This window comes from Methylobacterium sp. 13MFTsu3.1M2 (genome assembly GCF_900112625.1).
Classification (GTDB): Bacteria; Pseudomonadota; Alphaproteobacteria; order Rhizobiales; family Beijerinckiaceae; genus Methylobacterium.
Map to the genome: position 1 here is coordinate 98,612 of NZ_FOMM01000008.1, position 15,981 is coordinate 114,592.

The window sequence follows — 15,981 nt, forward strand, 5'->3', positions numbered from 1 at the left end:
TCCGACGCGGGCGATAATCGGGCGGGCGCCGCCCCGGTCTATCAGCTCTTGAGCCAATACCGCAGGACCGTCGCGACGAAGCCGAGGCCGACGATGCTGGAGGCCCAGAGCCCCGCGAACCACGCGAGGCGCTTCCAGAGGGGCTGTGCTGCTGCGGGTGCCATCAGTGATATCCGTGCGCGTCGACCTTGCCGCGGAAGACCCAGTACGCGTACGCGGTGTAGGCCAGTATGATCGGGATCAAAACCGACGCGCCGGCCAGCAGGAAGATCTGGCTCGCCTCGGGGGCGGCCGCCTGCCAGATCGTGATCCGGCCCGGCACGATGTCGGGGAAGATGCTGATGCCGAGCCCCAGGAAGGTCAGGGCGAACAGCCCCAGCGCGATCAGGAAGGGCGCCCGCTCGGCGCCGCCCCGCAGGGTGCGCCACAGGGCGTAAGCCGCGAGCGCCACGAGCAGCGGCATCTGCGCGGTGACGAGCACGTTCGGCATCGCCAGCCAGCGCTCGTAGTAGCGGCCCTGGAGGAACGGCGTCACCGCGCTGACGAGGGCGATGGCCGCCACCGTCGCCGCGGTGAGGCGCAGGGCCAGGCGCCGGGCCCGCAGCTGGAGCAGGCCCTCGGTGCGCATCACCAGCCACGTCGCCCCGAGCAGCGCGTAGGCGACGACCAGGCTCGCGCCGACGAGGAGGCTGAAGGGCGTGAGCCAGTCCCACCAGCCGCCGGCATAGGCCCGCCCCTCGACCGTGATGCCCTGCAGGAGCGCGCCCAGGGTGATGCCCTGGGCGAGGGCCGCCACCAGCGAGCCGCCCGCGAAGGCCACGTCCCAGGCGGCGCGGTGGCGGGGGTCGCGCCAGCGGAACTCGAAGGCGACGCCGCGGAAGATCAGCCCGAGCAGCATCGCGATGATCGGCGCGTAGAGCGCCGGCAGGATCACCGCGTAGGCCAGCGGGAAGACGGCGAACAGGCCGCCGCCGCCCAGCACCAGCCAGGTCTCGTTGCCGTCCCAGACGGGGGCGACCGAGTTCATGGCGGTGTCGCGCTCCGTGCCCGGCCGCAGGACCGGAAACAGGAGGCCGATGCCGAGATCGAAGCCGTCCATGACGATGTAGGCGAAGACCGCGAAGGCGATCACGAGCGCCCAGACCACCGTGAGATCGACGCTGTAGGCCATGGGTCCCTCACTCGGCCGGCTGGAGGTGGCGATCGGGATCGATCGCCGGGGCGGGCGTGATGCCCGCCGTCCGGATCGGCGCGCCGGGCTCGATCCCGCTCTCGCCGGCATGCGGGGGCTGGCCCATCAGGCGCAGCATGTAGCCGGTGCCCATGGCGAAGACCGCGAAGTAGATCACCACGAAGGCGGTGAGCGAGGCCGCCACCGCCGGCGCGTGCAGCGGCGAGGCCGACTGCGCCGTGCGCAGCAGGCCGTAGACCGTGTAGGGCTGGCGCCCGACCTCGGTGGTGATCCAGCCGGCCAGCACCGCCACGAAGCCCGCCGGGCCCATGGCCACCGCGAAGCGGTGCAGGGGGCGCCACGCGTAGAGGGTGCCGCGCCAGCGGGCGAGGAGGCTGAGGGCGCCCAGGAGCAGCATCAGCATGCCGAGGCCGACCATGATGCGGAACGACCAGAACACGATCGGCACGGGCGGCCATTCCGACCGCGGCAGGCTGTCGAGCCCCTTCAGGGGCGCGTCGAGGGCGTGCTTCAGCACCAGCGACGACAGCTTCGGGATCTCGACCGCGTAGCGCACGGTGCCGGCCTCCTGGTCGGGCAGGCCGAACAGCACCAGCGGCGCGCCGTCCGGGTGACTCTGGAAGTGCCCCTCCATGGCCATGACCTTGGCGGGCTGGTGCTCCAGCGTGTTGAGGCCGTGCGCGTCGCCCGCGAGGATCTGGACCGGCGCGACCAGGGCGGCCATCCACATCGCCATCGAGAACATCGTCCGGGCGGCCGGGTTGGCCCGGTCGCGCAGCAGGTGCCACGCGCCGACCGCGCCCACCACCAGGGCCGTCGTCAGGTAGGCGGCCAGCACCATGTGCACGAGGCGGTACGGGAAGGACGGGTTGAACACGATCGCCCACCAGTCCAGCGGCACGAACTGGCCCTCGGCGTTCGTGCCGTAGCCCGCCGGCGTCTGCATCCACGAGTTCACCGCCAGGATCCAGAACGCCGAGAAGCAGGTCCCGACCGCCACCATCAGCGTCGCCGCGAAGTGCAGCCGCGGCCCGACCTTGCGCATCCCGAACAGCATCACGCCGAGAAAGCCCGCCTCCAGGAAGAAGGCCGAGAGCACCTCGTAGGCCATCATCGGGCCCAGCACCGGGCCGGTCTTGTCGGAGAAGACCGACCAGTTCGTGCCGAACTGGTAGGACATCACCAGCCCCGACACGACGCCCATCGCGAAGGCGATGGCGAAGATCTTCAGCCAGTACTTGAACAGGTCCAGGAAGACCTGGCGCCCGGTGGCGAGCCAGAGCCCCTCCAGGACGGCGAGGAAGCTCGCGAGGCCGATCGAGAAGGCCGGGAACACGATGTGGAAGGCCACCGTAAACCCGAACTGCATGCGGGCGAGGATGAGGGGATCGAGGTTGGCGAGCACGTCGTGCCTCCGGCTCTGTGCGCGACTCGGCGTATAGCAATTTCAGAAATTTCTGAAAAGTCAAAACATCCTGTGTCGCCGGTGCGGCGCCCCGGCCATGCGCCGGGGTCCGGGATCGATCCGGCCTCGGGGTCTGGACGTCCGCGCCCGAACGCGTCAGGGTCGCTGGATTCCTCACAGGTCGGGACCACGCGGGCCCCTGGACGCGCGCCGCGCGACGGGACGCCGCGTCCCGACGCACGGAGAGCACGCGCCGCCATGGCCGACACCCTCGTCTCCGCCGCGCCCGTCGATCTCGCCGCCGCGCTGTCGGCGCGCATCCGCGGCATCGGCACGAGCCAGATCGGCCTCGTGGCGGATCGCGGGCGGGACGACCCGGAGGTGGTGAAACTGTGGATCGGCGAGGGCGACCTGCCGACGCCGCCCTTCATCGTCGAGGCCGCGCACCGGGCGATGCTCGACGGGCACACCCGCTACACCACGTCGCTGGGGCTGCCGGCGCTGCGGGCGGCGCTCGGCGCCTACCACGCCCGCCACTGGGGCGTGGAGATCCCGCCGGACCGGTTCGGCGTCACGGCGGGCGGCATGAACGCGATCATGCAGGCGGCCCAGGTGCTGCTGGAGCCGGGCGACGAGATGATCATCCCCTCCCCGGCCTGGCCCAACCTCGGCGAGGCGGTCCGCATCGCCGGCGGCGTGCCCGTGACGGTGCCGTATCGCCGCCTGCCGGACGGGCGCTTCGCGCTGCCGCTCGCCGACATCGCGGCGGCGATCACACCGCGCACCCGGGTGATCATGGTGAACTCGCCCTCGAACCCGACGGGCTGGACCATGCCGCTCGCCGAGATGACGGCCCTGCGCGACCTCGCCCGGGAGCGCGGCCTCTGGATCCTCTCGGACGAGGTCTATGCCCACTTCACCTACGGCAACCGGATCGCGCCGTCCTTCCTGCAGATCTGCACGGAGGACGACCGGCTGATCGTGACCAACACCTTCTCGAAGAACTGGGCGATGACCGGCTGGCGGGCCGGCTGGGTGATCTATCCCCGCGGCCTCGCACCGACCTTCGCCAAGCTCGGGCAGTACAGCACCACCTCGATCCCGACCTTCGTCCAGCACGCCTGCATCGCGGCCCTCGAGGAGGGCGACGGCTTCATCCGCACGATGGTGGATCGCTGCGCCGAGGCCCGGGCGATCCTGGTGGAAGGGCTGTCGCGCCTGCCGGGCGTCACGGTCGCGCCGCCGGACGGGGCCTTCTACCTCATGGCCCGGATGGGCGGCGACGAGCCGAGCCTCGACTTGGCGCTGCGCCTGCTGCGGGAGGCCAAGGTCGGCGTGGCGCCCGGCACCGCCTTCGGACCCGAGGGCGAGGGCCTGGTGCGGATGTGCTTCGCCATCAGCCCGGACCTGGCGCGGGAGGCGGTGCGCCGGCTCGCGGGCGTGCTCGGGACCCGGGCGCCGGCCGCGGCGGCGCACTGAGTCGGGCGGAGGCGGCTCAGCGGCCCCAGCGTAGGACCAGCGCGTCGTTCCGCCGGGCGAGCTCGATCAGGCCGGCCCGCGTCGCCGGGTGCAGGGGCTGGATCGGCAGCCGCGCGGTCTCGCTCGCGATCACGCCGCCCTCGGCCATGAGCGCCTTGCAGGCGAGCAGGCCGCACTGCCGGTTCTCGTAGTTGATCAGCGGCAGCCAGCGCGCGTAGGCGTCCATCGCCTCCTCCCGGCGCCCGGCCGCGTAGGCGTCGGTGATCTGGCGGATGCCGTCCGGGTAGCCGCCGCCGGTCATCGCACCCGTCGCGCCGGCGTCGAGGTCGGCCATCAGGGTGATCGCCTCCTCGCCGTCCCAGGGGCCCACGACCGCGTCGCCGCCGAGCGCGATCAGCTCGCGGAGCTTGGCCGCGGCGCCCGCGGTCTCGATCTTGAAGTAGGCGACGTTCGCGATCTCCCGGGCCATGCGCGCCAGGAGCGGTGCCGACAGCGGCGTGCCGGCCACCGGCGCGTCCTGGATCATGATCGGGATCGCGATCGCGTCCGAGACCGCGCGGAAGAAGTCGACGATGCCGAGCTCCGGCACGCGGATCGTGGCGCCGTGATAGGGCGGCATGACCATCACCATCGCGGCGCCGGCCTCCTGGGCGCGGCGCGAGCGCTCGGCGCAGACCTGCGTGGCGAAGTGCGTCGTCGTCACGATCACCGGCACGCGGCCGGCCACGTGGTCCAGCACGGCGTCCATCACCCGCTCGCGCTCGTCGTCGGTGAGGACGAACTGCTCGGAGAAGTTCGCCAGGATGCACAGCCCCTGGCTGCCGGCGTCGATCATGAAGTCGACGGCCCGGCGCTGCCCGTCGAGGTCGAGGGCGCCCGACGCGTCGAAGACCGTGGGGGCGACCGGAAAGACGCCGCGATAGGCGGGGACGGACGAGGTCATGCGCGGTCCTTCTGCCGGGATCGCGCATCCCGGCGGACGACCGTGTCCGCGGGCGGGATCCGGCCGCCTCTTAGCACGCGGCCTCGATCCTGGCGCGGGCCGGAACCTGCGCGCCGCGCTGTCGACAAGCCCACCGGCTTTCCTGTACGGCCGAGATCTTCTTTGCTTTGTCCATCGACAGCCGAGATCGGGCGCGGCGGCCGCACGAGAACGGCGTTTTCTTTTCGGAGCTACTGTAATGCGATTCTTCTCTGCGAGCCGCGTCGCGGCGCTCGTCGCGGCGACGCTCCTCGGTGCAATCGCCGGCGCGCCCGCGCGGGCCGACGATCTCGACGCGATTCGCGCCGCCAAGACCCTGCGCATCGGCACCGAGGGCACCTACGCGCCCTTCACGTTCCACGACGCGTCCGGGCAGCTCGTCGGCTTCGACGTCGAGATCGGCCGCAAGGTCGCCGAGCAGCTGGGCGTCACGCCGCAATTCCTCGAGGGCAAGTGGGACGGGCTGATCGCCGGGCTCGACGGCAAGCGCTACGACGTGGTGATCAACCAGGTCGGCATCACCAAGGAGCGGCAGGCGAAGTTCGACTTCTCCGAGCCCTACATCCGCGCCCGGGCCGTGCTGATCACGCGGGCGGACCGGTCCGACATCAAGTCCTTCGCCGATCTCAAGGGCAGGAAGGCCGCCCAGAGCCTCTCCAGCAACTTCGCGCGCCTCGCCGAGCAGTCCGGCGCCGAGCTCGTCGGGACGGACGGCTTCGACCAGTCGATCCAGCTCGTCCTCACCGGCCGCGCCGACGCCACCGTCAACGACAGCCTGTCGTTCCTAGACTTCCACAAGCAGAAGCCGAACGCCCCCGTAAAGATCGCCGCCGAGCAGGCCGACGCGGACGCCTCCGGGATCATCATGCGCAAGAACAACCCGGCCCTTAAGGCGGCGATCGACAAGGCGCTGGAGGCGATCAAGGCCGACGGCAGCTACGCGGCGATCGCCCAGAAGTACTTCGGCGCCGACGTCTCCAAGTAGACCGTCCGCAGAGGGCCCGCCCGGACGGATCCCGCCCGGGCGCCGCCCCGTACAGCCCCACGCTTCGATCGCCCGGTAGGAGACGCCGCCCCGTGCCGCACTGGCTCGACCTCATGCTCCAGTCGCTGGGGCCGCTGCTCGCGGCCGGCCTGCGCTTCACCGTGCCGCTGACGCTCATCACCTTCGTGCTGGGCCTCGCGCTGGGGCTCGGGACCGCCCTCGTGCGCCTGTTCGCGCCCCGGCCCCTGGCGGCCTTGGCGTGGTTCTACGTGTGGATCTTCCGGGGCACGCCGCTCCTCGTGCAGCTGTTCGTGATCTTCTACGGCCTGCCGAGCGCCGGCATCCTGATCGACGCCTTCCCGGCCGCCGTGATCGGGTTCACCCTCAACGTCGGCGCCTACACGTCGGAGATCGTCCGCGCCGCCATCGCCTCCATCCCGAAGGGCCAGTGGGAGGCGGCCTACGCCACCGGCATGACGCCGGTCCAGGCCCTGCGCCGCACGATCCTGCCCCAGGCGGCGCGGGTGGCGGTGCCGTCGCTCGCCAACTCCTTCATCGCGCTGGTGAAGGACACCTCGCTCGCGGCCGCCATCACGGTGCCGGAGCTGTTCCAGGCGGCCCAGCGCATCGTCGCCGTCACCTACGAGCCGCTGATACTCTACATCGAGGTGGCGCTGATCTACCTCGTCCTGTCGACGCTCCTGTCCTGGCTCCAGACGCTGCTGGAGCGGCGCCTCGGGCGCTACGGCGGCTACCTGGAGGCCCGCGCGTGATCGCCCTGTCGGCCATCGAGAAGCGCTTCGGCGACAACCCGGTCCTGCGGGGCGTCGACCTCGCGGTGCCGGAGGGGCGGGTCACGGCGCTGATCGGCCCCTCGGGCTCGGGCAAGTCGACGCTCCTGCGCTGTGCGAACCTGCTGGAGGTCCCGCAGGCCGGGACGCTGACCCTCGGCGACATACGCCTCACCTTCCGGCCCGGCAGCCCGCCGGCGCGGCGGGACGTGCTCGCCGTGCGCCGGCAGACCGGCATGGTGTTCCAGAACTTCCAGCTCTTCCCCCACCGGACCGTGATGGAGAACGTCACCGAGGGGCTCGTCACCGTCGGCAAGTGGCCGCAGGACCGGGCGCGGGCGCGCGCCCTGGAATTGCTGGAGCGCGTCGGCCTCGCCCACAAGGCCGCGGACTGGCCCGCCAGCCTGTCGGGCGGCCAGCAGCAGCGGGTGGCGATCGCCCGGGCGCTGGCCCCCTCCCCGCGCCTGCTGCTCTGCGACGAGCCGACCTCGGCCCTCGACCCGGAACTCGCCGCCGAGGTGGTGGACGTGCTCGCCGGCCTCGCGAACGCGGGCACGACCATGCTGATGGCGACCCACGACCTGCGCCTCGCGCGGCGCGTCGCCGACACGGTGGTGTTCCTGGAAGGGGGGCATATCGTCGAGCAGGGCGCGGCCGCCGACGTCTTCGCCCGGCCGGCCGACCCGCGCACCCGCCGGTTCGTCCGGACGCTGCTCGGCGAGGCGGCCGAAGGGGCGTGAGAAGGGGCCTACGGAACGGGCCGGGACGCGGGATTCAGCGCGTCAGGCAGCGGAGCGTGAGAAGATCCTCGACGGTGAGCGTGGTCCCGAAGACCAGGGGCCGCCAGGCCGGCAGGGTGGCGAGGCTCAGGCCGGCCGCCAGGGCGAGCCAGGGCAGGACCGGGCTCAGGCCGGGACCGGCGGCCCTCACGCGGGATTCCGCGCCAGCGACGCCTCCTCGCCCTTGCCGACCACCACGAGGCCCAGACCCGCGGCCAGCATGGCGCCGCCCCAGAGCAGGAAGCCGATGTCCCAGTAGAGCCACTGCTCCGGCGGTGCCCGCTCGTTGACGTGGTGCACGCCGAGGATCTCGTGGTCGATCAGGCCCTCGACGAGGTTGAACAGGCCCCAGCCGACCAGGAGCGACCCGGCGAGCAGCTTGCTGGACCAGTAGAGGTGCGTGCGGTGCGCGGCGCGCCAGAGGAGGAACAGCCCGAGGACCACGAAGACGTAGGTCGCGCTGTGGAAGAGGCCGTCCCAGCGGGTGTTCAGCTCGAGGTTCGGGATCGTGTCGATCGGGTACCAGCTGCTCAGCATGTGGTGCCATTGCAAAATCTGGTGCAGCACGATCCCGTCGAAGAAGCCGCCGAGGCCGAGCCCGAACAGGATGCCGGCGCTCACGGGGAAGACGCGCTCCCGGGTGTCGGCCGCTCTCTCAACCGCCCTGTCAGCCGCTCTGTCAGCCGCTCTCATGCGCAACTCCGGCGTGGCGGAGGCCGCGGCCGCGCGGGCGACGGCGTCTTGCGGGGAACCCGCCCGGGGCGCCGGCGGATCCGTCACGCCCCCCGCGGGGCCGCTTCCAGTCGCGAGACCATCCGCAGGTAGACGACGAGCCCCGCCAGGAAGACCGCGAGGCCGAGCCCGGTGGCGTAGGGCGCGAAATCCTTGCCGGCCACGGCGATCGCCGAGCTGTGGCCCGCCAGGAGGTCGGTGCCGGCGAGAAGCACGCCCACGAAGCTCTCGCCGACGAGGAACCCGGACGCGAGGAGGACACCCCGGCGGCGGGCGGTGCCGACCGCCCTGTCGGCCTTCGCGTCGCCCTTCGCGCCGACCCGGGCGCGCAGCCGGCGCTCGGCGACCCAGCCGAGGATGCCGCCGATGGCGATCGTCATCTCCACCGAGAGCGGCAGGTACATGCCGATGCCGACCGTCAGGGCCGGGAAGGTGAGGTCACGCCGCTTCAGCCACGTCTCGGTCGCCACCAGGACCACCCCGAGCCCGGCGCCGATCAGCACCATGGTCCAGGGCAACTCACCGTGCGTGATGCCGTTGGCGATCTGGGTCATCAGGGCCGCCTGGGGCGCCGGCATGGCGCTCCCCGCGTCCTGCCCGTCTCGCGCCGGGGCACCGACGAAGCCGTAGGCCTCGTAGAGCAGCGACAGGAGCGGGGCGATCACCACGGCGCCGACCCCGACGCCGAGGATGAGCGCGACCTGCTGGTGCCAGGGCGTGGCGCCGAGCACCTGCCCGGTCTTCAGGTCCTGCAGGTTGTCGTTGGCGATCGACGAGGTGGTGATGATGACCGACGTCAGCAGCAGCGCCATGCCGGTGACGAACCGGTCTCCCTCGGGCCCGGCGGAATGCCCCAGGACCAGGGGCAGGAGCAGCGCGGTCGCCATCGTGGTCAGGATGCCGATCCCCGAGATCGGGCTCGACGAGGAGCCCAGCAGGCCCGCGAGGTAGCCGCAGGCCGCCGCCATCAGGAAGCCGAACAGGACGGTGAACAGGGTGGCGGCCACCACCAGCACGATCGTCAGGCCGCCGAGGTCGGCGGCCCCGGCGAAGGCCCAGAACAGCAGCGCGAGCGGCACGCACAGGCCCAGGGTCGCGGCGGCCACCCAGGTGATCGGCAGGTCGCGGTCCTCGCGCGGGTGATCCTTGCCGAGACCGCCGCTGCCCGACAGGGCGGCGCGGATGCTCCCGAGGATCGGGCGCGCCAGCGAGCCCACGGTCCAGAGCCCGCCCACCGCGATGATCCCGGCGCCCATGAGGCGCACTTGGCCCGACCAGACCGCCTCGGCGGCCGCGCCCGCCGACTTGGCGGGATCGGGCGACAGGGCGGTGAGGATCGGGACCGCGATCCCCCAGGCGATCAGGACGCCGGTCAGCAGCGCGAGGCAGGCGCCGATGCCCACGAGGTAGCCGACGCCGACCAGCGCCAGCGAGAAGCCGGTCCCGGTGCGGAACACCGCGCCGCCGAGGCTGACCGCGCCGTTGAGCCCCTCGCCCAGGACCTTCAGCCCCGTGGTGGCGAGCCCGATCGTCCCGGCGGCCGCGGCGGCCCCGAGCAGGTCCCGCAGGCCGTGGCCGCCCTGCTCCTCGTGGCCGGTCCTGAGCACCTCCGCGGCGGCGATGCCCTCGGGATAGGGGAGATCGCTGCCCGACACGAGCGCGCGGCGGAGCGGGATCGAGAAGGCGACGCCGAGCAGGCCACCCAGCAGGCAGACCGCCGTGGTCTGCCAGAACGGGAAGCCGTGCCAGTGGCCGACGAGGATGAGCCCGGGAAGCGCCAGGATGACGTTGCACAGGGTGCCGGCCGCCGAGGCCTGCGTCTGCACGATGTTGTTCTCGAGGATGCCGGCGCCGCCCATCAGCCGGAACGCGCCCATCGAGATCATCGCGGCCGGGATCGAGGACGAGAACGTCATCCCGGTCTTCAGGCCCATGTAGAGGTTGGCGGCCATGAACACGACCGTGATGGCCGCGCCGAGCGCGATCCCCCGCAGGGTGAGCTCGGCCTGACGGTCCTGCGTCGTCGGCGTGATCGTCGGGCTGCGGGCGTCCATCGTCCACTCGGGCTGCCACAGGCACAGCACGCGAGGGGCCGGAAACGTTCCCGCGCCGCGCCCGGCCCGCCCGGCCTCACCCTGACCCGCCCCGCCCCGCCCTGGGGCGATGTGTCCCGGCACCGACCAGGCCTGTGATGCAGTCACCCGGCGCGGCGGCGGGTTTGGCAGCAGACCGCCCCGTCCGGGTGCGATCCGCTCCTCGTCGGGAAGGCGCCGCCTTGTCCAAGTGGTATCTCTACGGCATCGCCCTCGTGGCCGGCGTCGCGAACGCCATCGAGCCGGGCCAGAACGCCACGCTGGCGAAGGTCACGGGGCAGCCGATGCTGGCCGGCCTGTTCTGCTTCGGCCTCGCGATCGCCTGCTTCCTCGCCGCGATGGCCGTCGCCTGGCTGCGCGGCCGCTCCCAGGCCGAAGCGGCCACGCCCGTGCCCTGGTGGGCTTGGCCGGGCGGCGTGCTCGGGGCGGCGGTCGTCCTGGCGCAGCTCTACATCTCCGAGAAAGTCGGCGCGGCGCCGTTCCTGGGCTGCGTGATCACCGCGGGCGTGGTCGGCTCGATCATCCTCGACCATCACGGCCTCGTGGGCTTCGCGCGCCACCGCGCCGGGCGCTGGCGCATCCTCGGCGGCGCGCTGATGGTCGCGGGCGTCACCCTCGTGGCGGCGTTCTGACGGGACAGTCAATCCGAACGCCTCGCACCCTCAGGATCCCAGCATGCTCTTCCTGTACGGCTTCGCGCTGCTCGCGGGCATCGCCACCGCGATCGAACCGGGCCAGAACGCGGGCCTCGCCAAGTCCCTCGCGCGGCCGCTGCTCGCCGGCGTGGTGAGCCTCGTCGTCAGCGTCGCGGCGATCTGCGTCGCCATGCTGGTGACGGGGCAGTACGGGTGGCCGACGCTGGACCGCCTCGCGCAGGTACCCTGGTGGGCGTGGCTCGGCGGCGTGATGAGCGCGGGCCTGACGATGGCGCAGCTCTCCGTCTCCGCGCGGATCGGGGCCGCCACCTTTCTCGGACTGATCGTGACGGCGGGCGTCGTCACGTCGATCCTGCTCGACCATTTCGGCCTCGTGGGCTTCAAGGTCCACGAGGCCGGCCTGTGGCGCATCCTCGGCGGCGCCCTGATGATCGGCGGCGTGGCGCTGGTCGCCCGGTTCTGAGGCCCGCCCCGGCGGATCAGATCGTCCAGCCGCCGTCGATCACGACGGCCTGGCCGGTCGTGTAGGTCGCGCCCGCGAGGTAGACGGCGAGGTCGGCGATCTCCTCGGGCGTGCCGAGCCGGCCGATCGGCTGGCGCGCGATGAAGGCCGCGCGGGTCTGCTCGTAGTCGCCCTGCTGGCGGATGCGCTCCTGCAGCGACGGGCTCTCCACCGTGCCGGGGCAGATGGCGTTGCAGCGGATGTTGTGGCCGACATAGTCGGCGGCCACCGCCTTGGTCAGGCCGATCACCGCCGCCTTCGTCACCCCGTAGGCGAAGCGGTTGGGCACGCCCTTCACCGAGGAGGCCACCGAGGCCATGTTGACGATGGCGCCGTCGCGGCGCTCCAGCATGCCGGGCAGGACCGCCCGGATCGTGCGGATCATCGCCTTGACGTTGAGGTCGAGGGCGAAGTCGAGCTCGTCGTCGCGCATCTCCAGGATGGTGCCGGCGTGCACGGTGCCGGCGCAGTTGAACAGGATGTCGACCGCGCCGATGCGCGCGACCAGGGCGCCGACCGCGTCCGCGTCCAGCACGTCGAGGGTCGCGGTGCTGAGGGTGTCGGCGCGCAGCTCGGCGAGGGCGCCCGCGTTGATGTCGGTGGCGTGGACCCGCGCCCCGGCGCGGGCGAAGGCGAGCGCGCTGGCGCGCCCGATCCCCTGACCCGCCGCCGTGACCAGGACCGTCTTTCCGGAAAGATCTGCCATTGCTCGCTCCAGCAGGCTGCGCGGCGCCGCGCGGGCGTCCGGACCGGGCCGCGCCCGGCGGGGCCGCCGATCAGGTCCGGTGGGCCCGGCCGAGCGGCCCAACCTTGTAGGTTCTGACCGCGCCGGGCTCCAGGCCCGATCGCGTCGGATCCGCGGCCGCTGTTCCGGCGTTCTCCCGGCGTCACCGTACCTAAGGAGGATCGCCGTGGGGCTCGCCGCCTTCGTCTTCTTCGTCGTCCCGTGGATGGCCGTCGCGATCTGGATGTCGATGCGGCCGTCCGGCGCGCGCCTCGGCACTCCGTCCGCCCCTTGGCGCCCGCTGACGGATTACCCGCCGCCGGCCCGGGACCAGCGGCAGGCCGGCGAGACGCGGAGCATGGAGTCGGGCTCCGCCCACGACGGCAAGCACGCGCCGATCGAGGCCGTCTAGAGCGCCCGCCGCCGGATCAACTACTAGCCCGGCGCGCGCGAGCGTGTCGGGAGAAGAGTTCCGCGCCGGGTCAGGCCTCCGCTTGCAGCAGGTGGAGGTTGAAATCTCCGCCCTCCCCCGTCCACAGGGCGCGGGGCTGCCAGCCGCTCTCGGCCGCGAGCGCCCGGAAGGCGTTCGCCGGGTACTTGTGCGACGTGTCGGTCCGAACGCTCTCCCCCGCCGCGAACGCGATGGTCCGGTCGCCCAGCCGGTAGCTCGCCGGCCGGGTCGCGACGAGGTGGGCCTCGACCCGCAGCGGGTCCGGGCAGATCCGCACGGCGTGCCGGAAATTGTCGCGGTCGAAATCGGCGCCGAGTTCCCGGTTCAGCCGCGTCAGGATGTTGCGGTGGAACGCGGCCATGAGGCCGTCGGCGCGCCCGTAGGCGCGCTGCAGGCGGTCCGGGTCGGCGGTGCCGTCCGCGCCGACGAGGAAGAGGCTCGGCCCGAGGGTGGCGCGCGCGCGCTCGAGGAACTGCCGGGCCCCACGCGGGTCGAAGTTGCCGATGCTCGTTCCCGGATAGAAGCCCAGGATGCCCCCCGGCCCGGCACCTCGCGGCAGCTGGACCGGCTGCGAGTAGTCGGCACAGACCGGGATCATCGGGATGCCGGGGTAATCGGCGGCCAGCCGCCGGATCGCGGCCTCCAGGTACGCCCCGGAGATGTCGATCGCCACGTAGGCCGCCGGTTCGGGCAGCGCGTCGAGGAGCGTGCGGATCTTGCGGCTCGCGCCGCTGCCGAACTCCACGACGGTCACCCCCGGCCGCACCCGGCGCGCCACGTCGGCGGCGACCTGCGGCAGGACGGTCATCTCCTGCGCGGTCGGGTAGTAGTCGGCGCTGTGGCAGATCCTGTCGAACAGGTCCGAGCCGGTCTCGTCCCAGAGATACTTTCCCGGCAGCGTCTTCGGCTCGGCGGAGAGGCCCGCGAGGGCGTCCCGGAGGAAGGTGTCGGTCGATCTGTCGGGCAGGCTGTCGGTCGAGCGGTCGGTCATGGCCGGGACACCGGGCGCGTGGCGGTCAGGACGACGAGGGCGAGCCGCTCGACCGCGTCGTAGGCGGGCGTCGCGAGTTCCTCGCCGTACGCGTCCGGGTCGAACTCGCGGTAGGTCCAGTCCAGCCCGGCCCGGTCGCAGAGGTCGGCCACGGCGTCGCGGAACGGGTCCGCCCCGTCGACGATGGCCGCGCCGGTGAACAGGACGAGGCTGCCGCCGGGCGCGAGCCGCCCGGCCGCCTGCTCGGCCACCGCGAGCGGCAGCCCGGCCCCGAGGGGGCCGCCGCCGTGCCGGTAGGCCCGTTCCGCCGTGTCGATCATGAAGGGCGGGTTCGACACGATGAGGTCGAACGGGCCCTCGACGTCGCGCAGCAGGTCGCTGCGGCGGACGTCGACCCCGTCGGTCCCGGCGAGCCGGGCGTTGACGCGCGCCGCCCGCATGGCCGCCGGGTTGATGTCGACGAGCACCACCTCGGCGCCCGGCGCCCTCTTGGCGACGCAGATCCCCGCCGCGCCCGAGCCGCAGCCGATATCGACCGCGCGCCGCACCGGCCGCGACCGCGCCTCGAGATGCGCGATCACCGCCGCGGCGAAGCGCGCCGTGTCGGGCCCGAAGAACACCGCGTCGGCCGCGCTCGGGGGATACGCGGAATGGGCGAACAGCTCGCCGTCGAGGCTGGAGACGCGCAGCGTCGGCCGCAGCAGCGGGCCGTCCTCGAGCACGGCGCCGGCCGCCCGCATCAGGCGCAGGATCGGCTCCGGGACCAAGTCGGCGCGGAACGGCCGGCTCCAGCCGAACACGTCGCGCAGGCTGCGCGCCTCGGCGTGCCGCGGCCGGGCGTTGACGTGGGCGTGGGTGGCCGGAGTCACGGTGGTGAAGGTGTAGCCGGTCTCGCGCAGGGCGCGCGCCAGCGCCAGCACCGCCTCCTCGTCCTCGGGAAACGGAGCGGCCATCGGAACGGAACGCGTCATCGGTCGGCCCTCAGCTGTCCATCCGGCGCATCACGAAGGCGCCCGACGCGCGATCGGCGGCGACCTGCCGGACGTCCCCGGTCGAACAGCACCGCGAAGCTCCGGAACAGGCCCGGCTGCGCGCGGTACCCACAGAGGAAGGCGAGCAGGGCCAGGTAGATGCGGGCGTCGTCCAGGCCCGATGAAGTCCCGGAACCGCGCGGCGACGGGATGATGATCGTCATACGTGGGAAGCTGCATCGGAGCGTCGGTTCACACCACCGGTAGCGGGCGCGCGTGCACCCCCGCCCGAACGGCCGCGGTGTCGTCCCGACTCGAATGCCCGGAGAACCGGAAGCCGCAGGCATTGTTCCCTGCGCAATACGCACGGATCGGCCCCTGATCTATGTTAATCCCGGAGTTCAAACATCTTGTTTTGATTGAATACTCTCATGATGCCGATCGACACACGGAATGACCGATGATCGGGCCCACCGACATACGGGCACGGCGGGTCGCCGCGCGGGACCGCGGTGCGGCGGCGCGGCCACGCTCGCCGGGTCGCGATCGTCGCCGGAGGCGGCGTTAACCATCCGATTACCGGGCGATCCTAGCGCGATCGACTGAAACGGCGCCCCCGCGCCGGCCGGTCGCGCACGATGAACGCCGCATCATTCCTGTATTCCTGGTCCGCCGCCGCCGCGGCGCACCTCGATCTGTTCGGGTCGCTGGGCCTGATCCTGGGCTTTACTGCGGGGGTGATGCCGCGGCGCGCCTGGATCCTCGCGGCCTCGGCGGCCTGTGCCGCCTGCTTCGGCGCGCATTACCTGACGCTCGGGGCGCTCACCGGGACGGCGATGTGCGCCATCTCGGTGCTGCAGAGCCTCGTCTCTCTCCGCTGCGTCGGCGCGCCCGGCCGGGGCGGCTGGGTGCCGCCCGTCTTCGCCGCGAGCACCCTCGCGGCGGCGTGCCTGACGGCGGCCACGTGGAACGGCTGGCCGTCGGCCTGCGCGGCCGCGGGCTCGCTGCTCGCCACCGGCGCGCGGCTCCAGGCGGCGCCGCAGGCGATGCGCCAGCTCTTCCTCGGCGCCTCCCTGTGCTGGGCAGGGCACAATCTCCTGGTCGGCTCGGTCTTCGGACTGACCTGCGACGTGCTGACGATCCTCGGTCTCGCGATCGCGCTGCTGCGCGCCGCCCCGGTTCCGCCGATGGAGCCGGTCGCGCCCGACTGCGCGCGGGCGTGAGACGCCCCGGGCCTGCGGCGATGGA

19 protein-coding genes are annotated in these 15,981 nt (G+C 72.5%); 8 read left to right on the top strand and 11 right to left on the bottom strand.

The features are described 5' to 3' along the window. Positions 1-41: 41 nt before the first annotated feature. Genes BM314_RS08745 through BM314_RS08755 form a run of 3 tightly spaced genes read right to left on the bottom strand, consistent with a single transcriptional unit; the run spans position 42 to position 2,597 of the window. Positions 42-164 carry a DUF2474 family protein gene (locus BM314_RS08745; RefSeq protein ID WP_012321840.1) on the bottom strand — a complete coding sequence of 41 codons (123 nt, stop codon included), beginning with the start codon at positions 162-164 and terminating at the stop codon, positions 42-44. Beyond that, positions 164-1,171 carry a cytochrome d ubiquinol oxidase subunit II gene (gene cydB, locus BM314_RS08750; RefSeq protein ID WP_091977877.1) on the bottom strand — a complete coding sequence of 336 codons (1,008 nt, stop codon included), beginning with the start codon at positions 1,169-1,171 and terminating at the stop codon, positions 164-166. The genes BM314_RS08745 and cydB overlap by 1 nt, the downstream gene beginning before the upstream one ends. 7 nt (positions 1,172-1,178) lie before the next feature. Beyond that, positions 1,179-2,597 (bottom strand): cytochrome ubiquinol oxidase subunit I, encoded by a 1,419-nt coding sequence (locus tag BM314_RS08755; RefSeq protein ID WP_091977878.1) that lies wholly within the window; start codon positions 2,595-2,597, stop codon positions 1,179-1,181. A gap of 258 nt (positions 2,598-2,855) precedes the next feature. Between BM314_RS08755 and BM314_RS08760 the strand changes: the two genes are divergently transcribed. Next, positions 2,856-4,076 (top strand): pyridoxal phosphate-dependent aminotransferase, encoded by a 1,221-nt coding sequence (locus BM314_RS08760; protein ID WP_091977879.1) that lies wholly within the window; start codon positions 2,856-2,858, stop codon positions 4,074-4,076. A gap of 16 nt (positions 4,077-4,092) precedes the next feature. Here BM314_RS08760 and BM314_RS08765 read toward each other — a convergent pair whose 3' ends face one another. Continuing rightward, positions 4,093-5,019 (bottom strand): dihydrodipicolinate synthase family protein, encoded by a 927-nt coding sequence (locus BM314_RS08765; protein ID WP_091977880.1) that lies wholly within the window; start codon positions 5,017-5,019, stop codon positions 4,093-4,095. Positions 5,020-5,257: 238 nt separating this feature from the next. Between BM314_RS08765 and BM314_RS08770 the strand changes: the two genes are divergently transcribed. The 3 genes from BM314_RS08770 to BM314_RS08780 all read left to right on the top strand — a co-directional run bounded on the left by BM314_RS08770 (position 5,258) and on the right by BM314_RS08780 (position 7,574). After that, positions 5,258-6,043, top strand: a complete 786-nt coding sequence (locus BM314_RS08770; RefSeq protein WP_091977881.1) for an amino acid ABC transporter substrate-binding protein — start codon at positions 5,258-5,260, stop codon at positions 6,041-6,043. Positions 6,044-6,135: 92 nt separating this feature from the next. Further along, positions 6,136-6,816, top strand: coding sequence for an amino acid ABC transporter permease (locus BM314_RS08775; protein ID WP_091926432.1), 681 nt, complete (start codon positions 6,136-6,138; stop codon positions 6,814-6,816). Next, complete coding sequence (locus tag BM314_RS08780) at positions 6,813-7,574, top strand: amino acid ABC transporter ATP-binding protein (protein ID WP_091926431.1); 762 nt, start codon at positions 6,813-6,815, stop codon at positions 7,572-7,574. Before BM314_RS08775 ends, BM314_RS08780 begins: the two co-directional genes overlap by 4 nt. Positions 7,575-7,608: 34 nt before the next feature. Here BM314_RS08780 and BM314_RS30540 read toward each other — a convergent pair whose 3' ends face one another. From BM314_RS30540 to BM314_RS08790, 3 genes are all read right to left on the bottom strand, one after another. After that, positions 7,609-7,764: a hypothetical protein gene (locus BM314_RS30540; protein WP_170868071.1), complete on the bottom strand. Its 156-nt coding sequence runs from the start codon at positions 7,762-7,764 to the stop codon at positions 7,609-7,611. Further along, on the bottom strand, positions 7,761-8,234 hold the full coding sequence (locus tag BM314_RS08785) for a DUF2243 domain-containing protein (RefSeq protein WP_091926430.1): 474 nt from the start codon (positions 8,232-8,234) through the stop codon (positions 7,761-7,763). The genes BM314_RS30540 and BM314_RS08785 overlap by 4 nt, the downstream gene beginning before the upstream one ends. Before the next feature lie 155 nt (positions 8,235-8,389). Further along, positions 8,390-10,399, bottom strand: coding sequence for an OPT family oligopeptide transporter (locus BM314_RS08790; protein ID WP_091926429.1), 2,010 nt, complete (start codon positions 10,397-10,399; stop codon positions 8,390-8,392). Positions 10,400-10,620: 221 nt separating this feature from the next. Here BM314_RS08790 and BM314_RS08795 point away from each other — a divergent pair, with 221 nt between their 5' ends. Next, complete coding sequence (locus BM314_RS08795) at positions 10,621-11,070, top strand: DMT family transporter (RefSeq protein WP_091977882.1); 450 nt, start codon at positions 10,621-10,623, stop codon at positions 11,068-11,070. Between the two features lie 43 nt (positions 11,071-11,113). Beyond that, positions 11,114-11,557, top strand: coding sequence for a DMT family transporter (locus BM314_RS08800; protein WP_020090969.1), 444 nt, complete (start codon positions 11,114-11,116; stop codon positions 11,555-11,557). 16 nt (positions 11,558-11,573) lie between these two features. On the opposite strand, the gene BM314_RS08805 is transcribed toward BM314_RS08800, so the two are convergent. Then, positions 11,574-12,302, bottom strand: coding sequence for an SDR family oxidoreductase (locus tag BM314_RS08805; protein ID WP_091977883.1), 729 nt, complete (start codon positions 12,300-12,302; stop codon positions 11,574-11,576). Positions 12,303-12,507: 205 nt separating this feature from the next. On the opposite strand from BM314_RS08805, the gene BM314_RS08810 reads away from it, so the two are divergent. Next, positions 12,508-12,732, top strand: coding sequence for a hypothetical protein (locus BM314_RS08810; protein WP_020090971.1), 225 nt, complete (start codon positions 12,508-12,510; stop codon positions 12,730-12,732). A gap of 70 nt (positions 12,733-12,802) precedes the next feature. On the opposite strand, the gene egtD is transcribed toward BM314_RS08810, so the two are convergent. The 3 genes from egtD to BM314_RS30955 are packed head-to-tail and all read right to left on the bottom strand — an operon-like array spanning position 12,803 to position 14,957. Further along, on the bottom strand, positions 12,803-13,762 hold the full coding sequence (egtD, locus tag BM314_RS08815) for an L-histidine N(alpha)-methyltransferase (protein ID WP_091977884.1): 960 nt from the start codon (positions 13,760-13,762) through the stop codon (positions 12,803-12,805). Next, entirely contained in the window at positions 13,759-14,733 is a 975-nt protein-coding gene (locus tag BM314_RS08820) for a methyltransferase (RefSeq protein ID WP_091977885.1), read from the bottom strand. Before BM314_RS08820 ends, egtD begins: the two co-directional genes overlap by 4 nt. Continuing rightward, positions 14,730-14,957, bottom strand: a complete 228-nt coding sequence (locus tag BM314_RS30955; RefSeq protein WP_244539893.1) for a hypothetical protein — start codon at positions 14,955-14,957, stop codon at positions 14,730-14,732. Before BM314_RS30955 ends, BM314_RS08820 begins: the two co-directional genes overlap by 4 nt. 414 nt (positions 14,958-15,371) lie before the next feature. Between BM314_RS30955 and BM314_RS08830 the strand changes: the two genes are divergently transcribed. After that, positions 15,372-15,956 carry a YgjV family protein gene (locus tag BM314_RS08830; RefSeq protein ID WP_091977886.1) on the top strand — a complete coding sequence of 195 codons (585 nt, stop codon included), beginning with the start codon at positions 15,372-15,374 and terminating at the stop codon, positions 15,954-15,956. Positions 15,957-15,981: the final 25 nt, after the last annotated feature.